Raw genomic sequence first — 15,526 nt, forward strand, 5'->3', positions numbered from 1 at the left:
GCATACGCCGCCCCGGCGCTTCAGGCCGAACTCTCGCGTATCATCAATTCCGGTTCAATGAGGATGCGCTCATTGCCCGTCGCGTCGCCCGCGATCTGCTTGAGGATAAGATCGGCGGCGATACGGCCGATCCGCGTGGCGGAATTGTTGACGCTCGTGAGCGACGGAGCCTGTTTCGCGGCGGCGTTGATGTCGTCGTAGCCGGTGATCGCGAGCGTGCGGCCCGCCCGGCGCAACCCGTCGAGGAGGCCGAGCGCGATCAGGTCATTGAAAGCGACCACAGCCGTGGGAGCGGGATCGGCGTTCAGGAGTTGCGGCACGATTTCAAAGCCCTCGTCCCGCGTCATGAGTTCGGGAATGTCGATTTGCGAAGCGGGATCGATGCCGGCATCGCTCAACGCTTCGCGCCAGCCCCGGTTTCGGTCCCGGCCCACGGAAGTTTGCCGCCGCCCGCCGACCATGGCGATGCGCCTGTGGCCGTTTTCGATCAGGTGTTTCGTTGCCGCATAGCCGCCGGCATGGTCGTCGCCACGCACGAGTGGTGCCGGCACGCCTTCGATTTCGCGGCAGATCAGCGTGACCGGGACGCCGGACCGAGTGAGGCGGACGATCTCCTCGGCCTGTGTGCCAACGGACGGGCACAGCACGATCCCGTCGACCCGATGTTGCAGCAAGGCGTCTACGAACTGGCGCTGACGGGTGACGTCGTCACGATGATTGCAGATGAGAACAACCTGCTTTTCCTGACCCAGTTCGTCTTCCAGCGCTCTGAATATCTCGGCAAAATAAGGGTTTTGAATGTCGTGCACCGCGACCCCGATCATGTCGGTGCGCGCGGTCCTGAGCGAGGCCGCATAACGGTTGTAGATGTAGCCGCGCGCTTCGGCATGGGCCTTGATGCGGGCTCGAGTATCTTCCGCGACAAGCGGCGAATCGCGCAGGGCGAGCGATACGGTCGCCGTGGACAACCCGAGATCCGCTGCGATGTCGCCGAGCCTGACCCGTTGCCCCCGGCCACGGCCCCGGCCTCGGTCCGCTTCGCGTTCGTTCCTGTCCTTCATCGCCCGCCTTGCGTTTGAACTTTTCCGATCGACCGAGCGAACCTTCGGCGTTTTCTGCCGTCGGCGCAAGACATCGGTCAGGCGGGGTCAGTTGCTGAGGCCGCGTTCGCGGTAGAGGATGTAAAGGCCTGACGCAACAATGATCGATGCGCCGACGGCGGTCCAGATACCCGGCACGTCTGCGAAGAAGATGTAGCCGCAAGCGATCATCCAGACGATTTGGGAATACTGGAAAGGCGCAAGCACAGGCGCGGGCGCAAGGCGATGGGCGACGATCAGAACGAAATGCCCCAACCCGCCGTAAACGCCCGTCGATATCAGGAGCGCCCATGAAAAGAGATCGGGCGGAGCAACCCATTGGTCGATTGCGAAAGGCGTCATTGCGATCGCCGCGACGAGGCCCGAAATGATCAGCATCCCGACCGAGGATTCTGTGTTGGAAAGCTTGCGCGTCAATAGAGCGTAGAGGGAGAAGCAAATCATCGCGGCGACGGAAAAGATCGCCGCCCAATGCATTCCGCCGAGGCCGGGGCGCACGACGACCAGCATGCCCAGGAAGCCGACGACGATGGCAGCCCAACGGCGCGGTCCTGCCCACTCGTTGAGAAGCGGACCTGCAAGTGCCGTGACCACAAAGGGTGCGGCGAACATGATCGACACCGTTTCGGCAAGCTGCAGATATCTGACGGCGATGAAATTGAAGAAGGTGGAACCCAGCAGGCAAAAGGCGCGAATAATCTGCAGGCCCCAGCGCTTGCTCCTGAAATATTCCGGTTTTTGCCACACGCGGAAGAGGATGAAGGCGAGTACGACGTGGCTTGCGAAGCGGAACCAGACGACCTGTACCGACGGCAGATCCTGCACGAGATATTTTGCTGTCGTATCAAGCCCCGCAAAACATAGAAATGCGGTGCAGATGAGCGCGATGCCCATGAACCGCTCGCGCGCGGCCGACGAAACCTGCCCGGAAACGCCGTTGAGATGCGTGGTGTCGGACGACATGAGGATCCTTGCAATGTCGGCTTATTTTGTCCGACAAATAACACCCTACAGAAAACGGCCGCTCAGACCTAGGGCGTTTCTTGCATAGCTGCCCGGCGCCGAACTCAAGGCTTGGCGGGCTGTTCGAAATTGTCCAACTGCCGCGAAAATATTTCGACGATCGTTATTGCCTCATCCGGGTCGAGACGGCCGTGACCGGCGAGAAAGGTTTCGATGTCGCGGTCTGAGTATCGGCCCAGTATCCGGTTTTCCCTTTCAATCAGATATGTACGTGCGAACTCTCTCGCCCTTTCGTGGCAGATAATGCATTTGTCGCGATAAAGGCCGCCCGATCGCAGGATCGTTGAAAAATGCGTGACCAGAACGTCAAGCTCATCAGTTGAAAGCTCGGTTCGGCGATGGCTTTGCAAGAATGCATCGAGCGGTTTATCCCGCCCTTTCGCGACTAATTGCGCTCCCCGAAGCTCGAGAGACTCGTTCGCCAGGTCGGGTGCGTGAGGCGCATGACAGCCCGCGCACCGCTCTTCATAGAGCGCATGAGGATCAATGCCTTGCGAAAGGGCAGGGGACGACGATAGTGCGACCGCCATTGAAATGAAGATGATCGCGCGGAGCATGAAGGTCTCTCTGGTTCGAAGGGCTGATTATCGCAGCGGCAGCCGCTGCTATCTTTGAGGACGATCAAGTCGCCAGTGTTATCGATGATAATTCGTCACGAAATTTTCGTTGCGGCGAATTACGTTGCGGCTGATGAAACAAATGTCTGATGGAGCCGGAATGCCGTTCAAGTCAGCGCCTTTGGAAGCGAATGCCGAACCGCCTCCACTGTCGGATCTCGTCCGCGTAGCCTTCAAGATCGGCATCTATTCCTTCGGTGGGCCTGCGGCGCAGATCGCGCTCATGCACCGCGAATTCGTGGACGAAAAGCGCTGGATTTCCGAGGACCGGTTCTTGCATGCGCTGAATTACTGCATGCTCCTGCCGGGCCCGGAAGCACAGCAGCTTGCGACCTATTGCGGTTGGTTGCTTCATCGTGTTCGCGGCGGAATCGCCGCTGGCGTGTTGTTCATTTTGCCCGGCGCGCTCGCCATGCTGGGGCTCGCCAGCGTTTATGCGAGATTCGGTAGCGTGCCACTGGTCGAAAGCCTTTTTTACGGGATCAAGGCGGGCATTCTTGCGATTGTCTTGCAGGCGTTGCTTCGCGTCGGCAGCCGCGCGCTCAAGATGCGGGTTGCGTGGTGGATCGCGGGCGCGAGCTTCCTTGCCCTGTTCGTATTCGAAGTGCCGTTTCCCGTGGTGATCGTCTCGGCGGCGGTCATTGGCGCATTCGGACTTAAGGGCAGCGCTGCCGGGGATGCGATTACGGAGGAACCGGTGCGGGAAACCCGCCCTGTAAGCTTCGCAAGGACCCTGGCAACCGGCCTGTTCTTTTGGGCGTTTCCGCCGCTCGTGGCCGCTTTCGCGCTCGCGCCGCAACATGTACTCGTCGAGGTCGCGGGCTTTTTCTCGATGCTTGCCGTGGTCAGCTTCGGCGGGGCTTATGCGCTTTTGAGTTATATGGCGCAGGTTGCGGTGGAGACCTACGGCTGGCTGAGTGCCGGGGAAATGCTGGACGGGCTTGGTCTGGCGGAGACGACTCCGGGGCCGCTCATTCTCGTGACCGAATTCGTCGGTTTCTTGGCAGGTTATCGAGAACCTGCCCCCTTTTCTCCGCTTGCAGGCGGCGTGCTGGCCGCGGCCATGACGGTCTGGGTCACCTTCGCTCCAAGCTTTCTATGGATATTTCTCGGCGCACCCTACATCGAGCGGCTGCGCGGCAACGCACGGCTTTCCGCCGCGATGCAGGGGATAACGGCAGCGGTCACCGGCACGATCCTAAATCTGGCCGTCTGGTTTGCGCTGCATGTCTTCTTTGCGGAAGTGGGCGCGCTTGACGGGCGCTGGCTGTCGCTGCCCGTTCCGGAAATCGCAACGGTCGATGTCACCGCGGTCCTGCTTGCCGTGGCCGCGGTCTATCTGGTGTTCGGCGCGAAGAGGGGCGTTGCAACGGTTGTGGCGATTACAGCCCTTCTGGGGCTGGCGTCCCGCTGGCTTGCCGGAGCGCTATGACTGATGACGCGGAAACTCACGCGGACTTGGCGACAAGTACTTCCGGCGATGCCGGTTCCGGGTCGTCGGGTTCGTGATCGATATCCGGGTCGAGGTCGGTCCGCGCCGAGAGGTTCTTTTCAAGGTGGCGAAGAAGCTTGCGCAGCTTCTTGCGATCCTTGTCGTCGAGGCCCGCCAAAGCCTCTCGCTCCAGACGTTTCCAGGCCTTGTCGATCGAGGCGATCTTCTCCCGTCCGTCATTCGTCAGATAGACGCGGGCAAGCCGCCCATCCGAAGACGAGGCCACCCGGCGCAGCAAACCCTGGGCCGACAGACGCGCGATCATCTTGGTTACGGTCGGCGGCTGTACGCCAAGTCTGGCGGCAAGCTGGCTCATCGTCTGTCCATCTTCATCCGAAAGGATCTTCAGGACGGCTTCCTGGCCGGGGTGCAGGCCAATGCGCGCCAGATGCGCGCCCGAACGCGAACGATGGGCCTTGGATGCTTGCGAAAGGCGGAAGGTGACGCTCTTTTTATGATTGAATGCCATGGCCCCAACCTATCAACCGTCCATGAAACTAAGATGACGTAATATCGCATATTTTCGCATCGCAATCTTTGCCGGCCGAAGGAAGCGTTCAACCGGCCAATGCCGCACGGACCATGCGTCAGTAACGTTGCATCCGTTCGTGGACGCGGCCCAGAAACCGTTTGCGGGTTTCGGGCGTCGAATTGTTCATGTCGTAATGCGCGAGATAAGTGACCGGAGCACCCGGTCTGATCACCGCGCGAAGCACGCGTTTCACGAGCCTCTTCGGCGGGTTGCCCGCCAGAAATGCTCGAAGAGGGGTTGCGCCATAGGTCGTCACCGCGGCGAGCTTGCGGATGTTGCGAAGCGCGGGAACCACGGTGCCATCGACGAGTTCGAAGCTGACACCCGGCAGAAAAACCCGGTCGAAATATCCTTTCAGTATTGCCGGGAATCCGAAATTCCAGACCGGATAGACGAGGACGAGGCCTTCGGCCTTCAAAAGGCGCCTGACGTAGTCTTCGACGGGCGCGCGGTTGGCATCGATGTCGTGGTAGGCAATTCGCTCCTCCTGGCTGAGGCGCGGCTCGAAATCTTCGGCATAGAGGTCGAGCAGGTCGATCTCATGGCCGTTTTTCCCAAGTGCCGCGAGTGTGGCGTCCTTCAATGCCGCGCAGTAGCTCGTTCCGACGGGATGGGCGTAGACGACCAAAACCCGCATTTTCAGCGCGCAAGCCCGGGGAAGAGAAAAGTCTTGTCGGACTTGAAATCGAAATCCGGATCCTCAAAGGCGATCATCTTGCCCGGGTTGAGCAGGCCTTTCGGATCGGCCTGCCTTTTGAAGGCAAGTTGGACGGCATCCGTCTGCTTCATGCCGCCTTCCTCAAGCGTGTATCGGTGCGGGTTGAAGATCGGGCAGCCGTTTTCCTCGTGAATGCGTATGATCTCTTCAAGCCGGTCTTCGCTTGTGTAGCGCACGATCGGTAGGCCGAAACAGGTTATCTTGCCGTCGAAGCGCACGAATTCCAAATGGCCCGGAACTTCGTCGCCGAATTGCCGCGTCAGCCTGGCGACCTTTTCGACGTGATCGGGAAAGGGATAGAGCACCTGGAGATAGGTGATCGTCGGGTCGACGCGAAGGCCCCTCAGGGTCGTGTGGTTCCAGGCCAGTTCAAAGACCGGCGGCAAGCCCTTCATTTCCTCCTCCGTCGCGGTGTCGCTGCGAAAGGCAACGGAGCCTTTCCCGAACCGCTCCGTAAAGGCGATGAACGCGTCCATGGCGAATGGTGCCACCATGACAAGGCAGACCGACTGGCTCTTCTTCAGGTATTTCTGGTGCCTCAGGAAGTAGTCGTACGGGACGGGTGCTGCGACGGGTGCGATCTCTTTCGTCAGAATGCCGTCCTGATTGCCAAGCTCGTCCGCATAGCGAACCGCATCGATGAAACCGTCGAAAGTAACGAGGACATCGACCCAGTCGTAGGTGGCCGTCAGCGGAACCTCGACTTCGGTGATGATCCCGTTCGTGCCATAGGCATGGCTGACCTTGTGGAGGTCGGCGCCCGTCAGGCGCAGCACGCGCGGCTCTTCTTCCATCGTGACCACACGCAGGGAGATGATATTACCGAAGTCGCGCAAGCCACCCCAGTTGATCGAGCCGACACCGCCAGAGCCGCCGGCGATGAACCCGCCGATGGTCGCGGTCCTGTACGTGGAGGGATGCATCCGGAGTTCCTGTCCGGTTGCGCGCGTTTCCTCGTCGATCGCGGCCATGATCGCTCCGGCCTGTGCGCGTACGGAGCCCGGCTTTATTTCCAGAACCTTGTTCAGCTTGGCGAGATTGAGGACGAGCCCTCCGGCGAGCGGCATCGCCTGGCCGTAGTTGCCGGTACCCGCGCCACGCGTGGTGATCGGCACATCGTGATCGTAACAGGCCTTCACGATGCGCAGGATGTCGTCTTCGCTCGACGGGGTGGCGACAAGATCGCCGGTAACGTCGTCGAGCTGGCGCTTCAGAACCGGCGAATACCAGAAAAAATCGCGGCTTTTCTGTTTGACGATCTGCGGGTTGTCCTCAATTTCGTGGCCTTTGAGATCCTTCTTCAGCGCTTCGAGATCCATCGTCAGTCGCTCCCCATGAGATCATCGAGCTCGCGGTAGTCCGGAAGCGTGCGGTCGATCTGCCGGCCGTCACGCAGAACGATGCGGTCCGCCCACGGGCGGGTCAGCAATTCGTTCCAGTCGCGGGCGCGGAAGACCAGTATATCCGCACTGCGCCTGACGTCGATGCGGCCGAATACGGAGGAACCCGTAAGATCAGCGGGCGTCGCCGATACCGTTTTGATCCAGTCGCCGACCGGATGATCGAGGTGAAGGATGCGGGTTGCCTGGCCGTAGACTTCCACCATGTCGAGGTCGCCGTAGGCGTAGAAGGGATCGCGTGTGTTGTCGGAAGCAAAAGCAACGGGGATACCGCGCGCTTTCATTTCGTGCAGAAGCGTTACCCCGCGCCGGCGCGGGGTGCGGCCTTGAAGTCTGTCCTGCAGGTAGAGATTGCACATCGGTAGGGAAACGATGCCGATACCGGCCCGCGCCACGAGATCGAGCGTGCGGTCGACCTCGCCCGGCGTCTGGGCGGAAAGCGAGCAGCAGTGCCCGCACACGATCCGGCCCTCGAAGCGATGGTCGAGCGCTTTTTTCGCGATGAGCGACAGGGAGGTCGCCTGCGGATCAAGCGTTTCATCGACGTGGAAGTCGAGGTCGAGGCCGTGGCGCGCCGCCTTTCTGAAAATCTTGTCGAGCGCGGCATCAAGCGCGTCGATCATATAGGTGACGCCACCGAGAATGCCTCCGGCCTGCTTCACCCGCTCCGCAATGCGGTCCGGATACGTCCCCTCGAACACTGCCTCGATGCCGAAAAGGGCAACGGCCTGAAGCTCGATGCGCCCGCGCCATTCCTCGCGCATTTCCTGAAAAACGGGCCAGGAAATTTCGTCTTGCGGCGGGATTGAGTCGAGGTGGGTGCGGATCAGCGCGGTGCCATGGGCGTAGGCTGATCTGAGCGCGAAGTCCATCCGCCTGTGCACGTCCTCTGCATTCCAGCGCGCGGTACGGTCGGCGGCTGTCGCCTCCAGTGCACCGTTAAACGTCCCGTCAGGATTGGGGGCGCGCTTCCAGATGTAGCCCTTGTCGAGGTGGGTGTGCATGTCGACAAGCGCTGGCAGGACAAGGCCGCCATCGGCGTCGGCGATCTTCAGGCCTTCCGGCGTCGCTTCGCCCGAGGGCGATATCGCGGCAATCTTCCCGCCTTCGATCCTGATGTTGGCGCGGCTGAGGCCTTGCGTATCCCGCGCAAGAGGCGTTGCCGTTAGGCAAGCCGGCAAGGAAGCATTGGCAATGACGAAGGGCTGATCTGGAATATCAAGGAAACTCAATGGCTCACGTCTCCCGTTTCAGCGCGCTTTCGTGCCATTTGCGAAGGAGCATGTACGAGATGAAGCTTGTTGCCGCGAAGATCATCACTCCCGTGACCGAGAGCAGGAAGAGGGCGGCGAAGAGCCGGGGAATATTGAGCCGGAATTGGGATTCGATCAGCCGGAAGGCTAGGCCCGAACCGGCACCTGCCGAGCCTGCGGCGAATTCCGCGACAACGGCGGCGATCAGCGCAAGCCCGCCTGCGATGCGAAGGCCCGCCAGGAAATAGGGCAATGCGTTCGGCAGTTTCAGGAAAATCAGCGTCTGCAGGCGGCTTGCGCCATATAGCTTGAAGAGGTCGAGCAGGTTGTGGTCGGTCGATTTAAGCCCCTGCGTCGTGTTCGATAGCACGGGGAAGAAGGCGACGATCCAGGCGCATATCAAGAGGGCGGCCTGCGTCGTTGGCACATAGATCAGGATCAGTGGGGCGATCGCGACGATCGGCGTGACCTGCAGGATCACGGCATAGGGATAGAGCGCGAGTTCCGCGATCTTCGATTCCGCGATCAGGACCGCGAGCGTAACACCGCCTAAAAGCGCGAGAATGAGCGCCAGAAAAGTGATCTTGAGCGTGACCAGAAGTGCCGGGCCCAAAATGCCCCAGTCCGTCACAAGCGCATTCGCAATGCGCATCGGGCTCGGCAGGATGTAATGCGGCACAGCGAAGGCCCAGACGTAGACACTCCAGACGACGAGCAGAAGCGCGAGCATGAGGAGGGGTATCAGGATTCGCTTCGCCCGTGCGGCCTTGCCCGGTGCCGGTCGAGTGATCGAAACGGCGATGGCGGGGTCGGCCTGTGCCACGCTTGCGGGTTTTCTGTCCGTTGCTGCAAGGCTCATGTTTCCGCGCTTGCCTCCATCGCGTCGTGGAGCGCGTTCGACGCCTTCCGGCAATAGTCATTATAGACGGGCGAGGTGCGGAACTCATCCTCGCGCGGGTAGGGCGCGTCGATGGCCATATCTCTCGCCACGCGCCCCGGGCGCGCCGCCATCACGATGATGCGGTTCGAGAGATAAACGCTCTCGAACACCGAATGCGTGACGAAGATGACCGTCCAGCCGAACTTTTCCCAAAGGTGCAGGAGGTCGTTGTTGAGCTTGAAGCGCGTGATCTCGTCGAGCGCTGCGAAGGGCTCGTCCATCAATAGAAGCCGCGGTTTGGTGACGAGCGCGCGGGAGATGGAGACCCGCATCTTCATGCCACCGGAAAGCTCGCGCGGGTAGCTGTCGGCGAATTCGGCAAGGCCCACCATCTCCAGCGCACCCATTACGTCGTCGCGCGCGGCGCGCTTCGAAACGCCCTTTAGCCTCAGTGGCAGCCAGACATTGCCGAACACCGTCGCCCAGGGCATTAGCGTGGGTTCCTGGAAGACGAAACTGATCTCGTGGCCGTAGCCTTCTGCCGGTTTCCCGCGCCGGGCTTCCTCCGGCCAGGTCACGGACCCCGAAGTGGCATTCGAAAGCCCGGCGATGATCCTGAGCGCCGTCGACTTGCCACATCCCGAGGGCCCGAGCAGGCTCACGAATTCGCCGCGCGCGATGTCGAGCGACATCTCATTCAACGCCACCGTGCCGTTGGCGAAGACCTTGGAGACCTTCTTGAGCGAGATGATCGGTGCGGTACCCGCTCCGCGTGCTGACTCTTCAGCGAAGCCGGGCTCCGCAGTCGTGCTTGCCGTCACGTTTTCCGGTGCCTTCCTATTTCCTGAGATCCATTCCAAGGCCATTGCACACAAACTCGGTCGTATAGACCGTGGAAATATCGAGATCGGCCTTCACCACGCCGGCCTTCACCATGTCGTCGTAAAAGCCCCTGATGCGCTCTTCCGTCATGCAGCCTATGCCTTTTTCAAGCGCCACACCGGACTCTACGAGGCCGAATTCCTTCATCTTGTCGATCGTGAAGGCGATCTGGGCATCCGTCATTTCAGGGTTTGCCTGCTTGATGAGGTCGTTGGCGGCCGCATTGTCACCGTAGAGATAGTTGTACCAGCCGACGATCGAGGCTTCGACGAAGCGCTTCACGACATCCGGGTTTGCAGCGAGGTAATCGGCCTTGGTCTCGATCATGGTGGAATAAGTGTCGAAGCCGGCGTCGGCCAGCAGGAAGAGCTTCGGCTTGATGCCGCCTTCGGTTTCGATCGCAAAGGGTTCCGACGTTATGTAGCCTTGCTGGGCGGACTGCTTGTCGGCAAGGAAAGGAGCCGGATTGAAGGTATACGGCTTGTACTGTTCGTCGCGGAAGCCATCGAAATTCGCCTTCATCCACTGGAAGCCCGTGGCGTAAAGGTCCTTGCCGAGAAAAATCGTCGGCAGCTTGGCCAGATCCTCGAACGTCTCGATCCCCTGGTCAGGGTGGGCGATGATGACTTGCGGGTCCTTTTGGAAGATCGCGGCAACCTCGACGATCGGAATGCCCTGTTCGACCGCCGAAAAGGAGCCTATCAGGTTGCCCTGCATGTAGAATTGGATCTTGTCGGCCATCAGCAGCGCCTGGTTGGCCGCTTGCGGGCCGCCCTGGATAATCTCGACGTCGAGCCCGTATCTCTCGTAGGTGCCATCGGCGACTGCCTGATAAAAGCCACCGTGTTCCGCCTCGGCCAACCAGTTGGTGCCGAATTTCACCTCGTCGAGCGCGAGTGCCGCAGTCGTGGTGGCGAAAAGCGCGAGCGATGCGCAAAGTCCTGCCAGAATTCGCATTTTACGTCCGCCTCCGGTTGGTGATGGCGCCCCGATTATGGTTTCGGAGTCTTCCCGAATTTGTGATGCGTCCACTTTGGGCAACCTGTAATCCAGAGCAAGCGCCGTGCCATACCGTGCATGCTCCATCCCGTGGCGGAGCGCCCTCAATTCCCGGCACACAGCAATCCAGTCATGACAGTAACGCAGGTTTCCTGCTCAAAAAAGCGGCATGCATTGATTGCAGACGCGGCTTCGCTACGGCCTTTTGAACCGCTAGCATCGTCCGTGAGATCCGAATGCATTCTTGAGGAAAAACCGATGCGCCAGATCACCCCCGGCAATATCCGTCCGCCATTTGCGCGCTACAGCCATGGCATCGAGGTTGCCGCCGGCTCACGGCTTCTCGTTTGCTCGGGCCAGCTCGGTATCGCGCCCGACGATCATGTTCCCGCCGACGTGGAAGGGCAGACACGCCTTTGCTTTGAAAACATTGGCGAAATCCTCACAGAAGGAGGAATGGGCTTTGCCGATATCGTGCGGATCAACGCCTTCGTGACAGGGCGTGAGCATCTCAAGGGTTATATGAAGGTGCGGGACGAATTCACCGCCGACCCGCCACCGGCCTCCACGCTGATGATCGTTTCGGGCTTTGCGCGCGAGGAATTCCTAGTCGAGGTCGAGGTGATCGCGGCCAAGGTTGAATGAGGGTTCAACCCAAAATCAACGCGCTTCTTCCCGCCTTTAAAACGCGTCTTACCCGCATTCCGGCTCGCACGCGGCAAGTACCCTGGCCGTGTCATACATTTCGAAAAACTCAACGATCTTGCCGTTTTTCATTTTGAAGAGATCGATCTTGGGCGTTTCCACGACTTTGCCGGTAGCTTTGTTGCGCCATGCGGTTGAGCCGATTGCGACGATACGATCGTTCTGGGCCACATATTCGTCGATAGTGTAGTGGATCATGTCGAATTGCCCGATGAGCGAGCGCAGATAATCTTCAACTTCGGACTTTGCGTTCCGGTGTCGCGTGAAATCCAGAGGCCGCATTCCCTCCGCCAACGAACCGAAGTTGACGTTATCATCCAGAAGGCCCAGCCAGTGTTCGATGCTGCCGCCTTTCGTTTCATGCCAGCGGCTATAGGCAGCTTTCAATATCGCGACATTGCTTTCCTCGGAAGTCATTGCGATTACTCCCTTTAAAAAATTCAGATAGAAAACTTTTGGAGCTTCATAACCGGAAAGCCATTTTACAGCGAATTTGCCCTTTGCGACAGCGTTGGCCGTTATCGCCGTTGCCGTGTCGCTGGACACGGTGATAACTTTCGCAATCGCGCCACGGGGTGTGTTCTGTGGCGCTGAAACTGACGGGCCACAAAAAGACGCCCGTTATTCGAAACTGAATTCCCCCTGCGCGGAACTCGGGCGGCCTGGAAATCCGGGCCGCTATCTAAGCCTGCAGGTCCGATTGGAAAGGACCATTCCATGCGCTTGTGGATCAAAGACCCGATTGCAATTCTGGCTGAAGGTGCCGAACGCGGTGTCGTCGTCGAGGACGGCGTCATCATTGAACTCGTCGCGCGCGGCAAGGAGCCGGCACGGCCGGTCGACCAGACGTTCGACGCCTCTAATCACGTGATCACGCCGGGGCTGGTGAACACGCACCACCATTTCTTCCAGACGCTGACGCGAGCCCACCCGGCCGCGATCAATAAGGAGCTTTTTCCCTGGTTGACCTCGCTCTATCCGATCTGGGCGAGAAACGTGACGCCGGAAACCTTCAGGATGGCGACACGGCTCGCGCTGACCGAGCTTTTGATGTCCGGCTGCACGGCGGCCGCCGACCATCACTACCTCTTCCCCGCGGGGCTCGACGAAGCCGTCGATATCCAGGTGGAGGAGGCGACCCGCATCGGCATCCGCATGACGGTGACACGAGGTTCGATGAATCTCAGCGAAAAGGACGGCGGCCTGCCGCCGGATTCGGTCGTTCAGGATGAAGATACGATCCTGGCCGATTGCGAGCGCGTGCTTTCGCGCTATCACGACACCTCGGAAGGGTCTTTCATCCAGGTTGCGCTTGCGCCCTGCGCGCCCTTCACGGTGACGAAGCGGCTGATGCGCGACAGTGTCGCGCTTGCTGAAAAATACGATTGCCGCCTTCATACGCATCTTGGCGAAACGAAGGACGAAGACGACTACTGCGAGCATCACTTCAACTGCAGGCCGGTCGATTATCTCGAGGAATGCGGCTGGCTGAATGAGCGCGTCTGGCTTGCCCATGGCATTCACTTCACCGACGATGAGGTGAAGCGTCTCGGCCATGCATGTGTGGGTGTTTGCCATTGCCCGACGTCGAACATGGTGCTCGCCTCCGGCCAGTGCCGGACGAAGGAACTGGAAGCCGCGGGTGTTACCGTAGGCCTCGGCGTCGACGGGTCCGCGTCGAACGACAATTCCAACCTTATGGAAGGCGTGCGCCACGCGCTGATGATCAACCGCCTCACCTATGACGCGGCGAGCGTCACCCATTTCGATGTTTTCCGCTGGGCGACGGAAGGGTCTGCCAAATGTCTAGGCCGCGACGATATCGGAGCGGTCGCCGTCGGCAAGCAAGCTGACATGGCCTTTTACACGCTCGATGAATTGCGTTTTTCCGGTAGTGGCGATCCGCTTGCAGCCCTTGTCCTGTGCGGTGCGCATAGGGCGGACAGGGTGATGATCGCAGGCGCCTGGAAGGTCATGAACGGCCTTCCGGTTCATATCGATGTGGGGCGTTTGCGCTACGAGCACGGCGAAGCGGCCAAGCGCTTCCTCGAATCCTTGCAGTAGGATTCAGGCGGCGGCGTTGTCAGGCAATGACGCCGTCGCCGAAGAGGCCGCCACTTCCAACCGTGCCGCCGAAAATCGCCGATGCTGTCTGTTCATAGGCTGCCGCGGCGACCTGCAAGGCGCCGGCAAGCCCGTCGGATGCCGACGATGATGCGCCTTGATCGCCAGCCTTCTCGGCGCCGCCTATCTTGTCTCGTTGCGCCTGTTTTTGCTTGCGCAATTCGGCTTGCGCTTCCGTACGCAGGCGCTGGGCCTGCTGGGCAACCTGCCGGTCCTGTGAGGAAGGCTCTGCCGGTGCGGTTGCCGCCCGGATAACGATCTCCGCCTTGCGGATCGTCTGTTCCGGAGTGCGCTCAGGCGAGGCGTCGATCGGCACTTCGCCGGATGTCGCGTATTTTTTGCCGTCCGGCCCGGTGGTAAATTCATACTGCGGAGAGCCCGCATATGGCCCGCCAACAGCGGCATGCGCCTGTTCGTGCTGGCGAACTTCGGTGTCGCGCTGCTTGAGCTCTCGAACCTGGTTTTCTTCTTCCTCGCTCAGTTCCTCGCCACCGGCGGTGGGTTTATCGGATTTTTTCTCCGTTTCGCCAGGTTTTCGCTCATCCGCGATGATTTCGCCTGGCTTGCGCGGTTCGTCGCCGGGCCGCTTGCTGTCGTTGAGGCGCGTTGCGGATGTCTCGTCACCCGCGCGGACTGCGTCGGCACGTAGGGTAGCCACGTTTTGCGTGGCCTGGCTGCCTTCGGGACGGGCAGGGTCGCGCGCGGCGACCGCGCCATTGGCGACAGACACGGACGACGGCGCCGCCGCGCTGACGGGCCGCTGGAACGGGCTCGCGAAGGGTAGTCCTACTCCAAATGACATGGGTGCCAGTCTTGCCCAACGTGGTGAGCGGAACCTTAATGCCGGTTGCCGGCCATCTTCATATCCGTGTGAACGCCTTCGATCCGTGAATGGGCATGACGCGTAGATTTCTTGGCGTTATGGTCCGCCGTCGAATTCCATGTCTTTGTCGATGGCGATAAATCGCCGTCCAAAGCCAGCAAGAGGCCCGCTTATGTCCGCTTTGCCACGCCGTCTCTGGCACGAAATGACAACATTCGATTTTTCAGAGGCCGATACGTCGAACTGGATTGCAGTGCTTCCCGTTGCGGCAATCGAGCAGCACGGGCCGCATCTCCCCGTCTTTACCGACACTTGCATCGCCGAAGGCCAGATTGCTCGCGTGCTGGAACTCCTGCCCGGCGACATCCCGGCGACATTCCTGCCCGTTCAGGCGGTGGGCAAGTCGAACGAGCACATCTCATCGCCCGGCACCCTGACGCTGTCGTGGGATACGGTCACCAGAGCCTGGGAGGAGATCGGCGACAGCGTCGCGCGCACCGGCATTCGCAAGTTCGTGCTCATCAACTCGCACGGCGGCAATGTGCCGATCATCGATATCGTGGCGCGCGAGCTTCGGGTGAAATACGACATGCTGGCGGTGGCGACCGCATGGAGCCGCTTCGGCCAGCCGGACGGCGTCTTCCCGGCGGAAGAATTCACATATGGCATCCACGGCGGCGACATCGAGACCTCGATCATGCTGCACTTGCGCCCCGATCTCGTGAAGATGGACCGGGCGGAGGATTTCGCCTCCGCGCAGCAGGATTTCCTGAAAGAATTCAAATATCTGCGTGGCCATGGCGCCCAGCAGTTCGGCTGGAAGGCGCAGGACCTGAACGTGAAAGGCGTCGTCGGCAACGCACTGGCGGCAACGGCCGAAAAAGGCAAGGCATCGCTCGACCATGCCGCCCTCGGTTTCGTGGAACTCCTGAAGGACGTTCATGCCTTCGATCTGGCGAGGCTTTGGAAAGAGTAAGG

16 protein-coding genes are annotated in these 15,526 nt (G+C 60.3%); 4 read left to right on the top strand and 12 right to left on the bottom strand.

What is annotated here, in order from left to right:
- Nucleotides 1-20: 20 nt before the first annotated feature.
- The 3 genes from HPQ64_RS06100 to HPQ64_RS06110 form a co-directional block, all read right to left on the bottom strand.
- Nucleotides 21-1,061, bottom strand: coding sequence for a LacI family DNA-binding transcriptional regulator (locus HPQ64_RS06100; RefSeq protein ID WP_172887431.1), 1,041 nt, complete (start codon nucleotides 1,059-1,061; stop codon nucleotides 21-23).
- Nucleotides 1,062-1,148: 87 nt separating this feature from the next.
- A complete protein-coding gene (locus tag HPQ64_RS06105) occupies nucleotides 1,149-2,063 on the bottom strand; it encodes a DMT family transporter (RefSeq protein WP_172887432.1) in 915 nt (304 codons plus the stop codon).
- A gap of 104 nt (nucleotides 2,064-2,167) precedes the next feature.
- A complete protein-coding gene (locus HPQ64_RS06110; protein WP_172887433.1) occupies nucleotides 2,168-2,680 on the bottom strand; it encodes a c-type cytochrome in 513 nt (170 codons plus the stop codon).
- Between the two features lie 160 nt (nucleotides 2,681-2,840).
- On the opposite strand from HPQ64_RS06110, the gene chrA reads away from it, so the two are divergent.
- A complete protein-coding gene (gene chrA / locus HPQ64_RS06115; RefSeq protein ID WP_172887434.1) occupies nucleotides 2,841-4,172 on the top strand; it encodes a chromate efflux transporter in 1,332 nt (443 codons plus the stop codon).
- Nucleotides 4,173-4,188: 16 nt separating this feature from the next.
- Here the strand turns inward: chrA and HPQ64_RS06120 are convergent, their stop codons facing one another.
- From HPQ64_RS06120 to HPQ64_RS06150, 7 genes are all read right to left on the bottom strand, one after another.
- Nucleotides 4,189-4,701 carry a MarR family winged helix-turn-helix transcriptional regulator gene (locus HPQ64_RS06120; protein ID WP_172887435.1) on the bottom strand — a complete coding sequence of 171 codons (513 nt, stop codon included), beginning with the start codon at nucleotides 4,699-4,701 and terminating at the stop codon, nucleotides 4,189-4,191.
- 118 nt (nucleotides 4,702-4,819) lie between these two features.
- A complete protein-coding gene (locus HPQ64_RS06125) occupies nucleotides 4,820-5,401 on the bottom strand; it encodes an NAD(P)H-dependent oxidoreductase (RefSeq protein WP_172887436.1) in 582 nt (193 codons plus the stop codon).
- Nucleotides 5,402-5,403: 2 nt separating this feature from the next.
- Nucleotides 5,404-6,801: an FAD-binding oxidoreductase gene (locus tag HPQ64_RS06130; RefSeq protein ID WP_172887437.1), complete on the bottom strand. Its 1,398-nt coding sequence runs from the start codon at nucleotides 6,799-6,801 to the stop codon at nucleotides 5,404-5,406.
- A 2-nt stretch (nucleotides 6,802-6,803) separates the two neighbouring features.
- Nucleotides 6,804-8,114, bottom strand: coding sequence for a cytosine deaminase (locus HPQ64_RS06135; RefSeq protein WP_172887438.1), 1,311 nt, complete (start codon nucleotides 8,112-8,114; stop codon nucleotides 6,804-6,806).
- A gap of 4 nt (nucleotides 8,115-8,118) precedes the next feature.
- Entirely contained in the window at nucleotides 8,119-8,994 is an 876-nt protein-coding gene (locus tag HPQ64_RS06140) for an ABC transporter permease (RefSeq protein WP_172887439.1), read from the bottom strand.
- Nucleotides 8,991-9,836, bottom strand: coding sequence for an ABC transporter ATP-binding protein (locus HPQ64_RS06145; protein ID WP_425483794.1), 846 nt, complete (start codon nucleotides 9,834-9,836; stop codon nucleotides 8,991-8,993). Before HPQ64_RS06145 ends, HPQ64_RS06140 begins: the two co-directional genes overlap by 4 nt.
- A gap of 16 nt (nucleotides 9,837-9,852) precedes the next feature.
- Nucleotides 9,853-10,854, bottom strand: coding sequence for an ABC transporter substrate-binding protein (locus HPQ64_RS06150; RefSeq protein ID WP_172887441.1), 1,002 nt, complete (start codon nucleotides 10,852-10,854; stop codon nucleotides 9,853-9,855).
- A gap of 300 nt (nucleotides 10,855-11,154) precedes the next feature.
- Between HPQ64_RS06150 and HPQ64_RS06155 the strand changes: the two genes are divergently transcribed.
- Nucleotides 11,155-11,541, top strand: coding sequence for a RidA family protein (locus tag HPQ64_RS06155; RefSeq protein WP_172887442.1), 387 nt, complete (start codon nucleotides 11,155-11,157; stop codon nucleotides 11,539-11,541).
- A 48-nt stretch (nucleotides 11,542-11,589) separates the two neighbouring features.
- Here the strand turns inward: HPQ64_RS06155 and HPQ64_RS06160 are convergent, their stop codons facing one another.
- Nucleotides 11,590-12,147 carry a nuclear transport factor 2 family protein gene (locus HPQ64_RS06160; protein ID WP_172887443.1) on the bottom strand — a complete coding sequence of 186 codons (558 nt, stop codon included), beginning with the start codon at nucleotides 12,145-12,147 and terminating at the stop codon, nucleotides 11,590-11,592.
- Between the two features lie 171 nt (nucleotides 12,148-12,318).
- Between HPQ64_RS06160 and HPQ64_RS06165 the strand changes: the two genes are divergently transcribed.
- Nucleotides 12,319-13,665 carry an 8-oxoguanine deaminase gene (locus HPQ64_RS06165; protein ID WP_172887444.1) on the top strand — a complete coding sequence of 449 codons (1,347 nt, stop codon included), beginning with the start codon at nucleotides 12,319-12,321 and terminating at the stop codon, nucleotides 13,663-13,665.
- 19 nt (nucleotides 13,666-13,684) lie between these two features.
- On the opposite strand, the gene HPQ64_RS06170 is transcribed toward HPQ64_RS06165, so the two are convergent.
- Nucleotides 13,685-14,527 (bottom strand): putative metalloprotease CJM1_0395 family protein, encoded by an 843-nt coding sequence (locus HPQ64_RS06170; protein ID WP_172887445.1) that lies wholly within the window; start codon nucleotides 14,525-14,527, stop codon nucleotides 13,685-13,687.
- Between the two features lie 226 nt (nucleotides 14,528-14,753).
- Between HPQ64_RS06170 and HPQ64_RS06175 the strand changes: the two genes are divergently transcribed.
- Nucleotides 14,754-15,524, top strand: a complete 771-nt coding sequence (locus HPQ64_RS06175; protein WP_246270326.1) for a creatininase family protein — start codon at nucleotides 14,754-14,756, stop codon at nucleotides 15,522-15,524.
- Nucleotides 15,525-15,526: the final 2 nt, after the last annotated feature.

The organism is Hongsoonwoonella zoysiae (assembly GCF_013266695.1).
GTDB lineage: Bacteria > Pseudomonadota > Alphaproteobacteria > Rhizobiales > Stappiaceae > Hongsoonwoonella > Hongsoonwoonella zoysiae.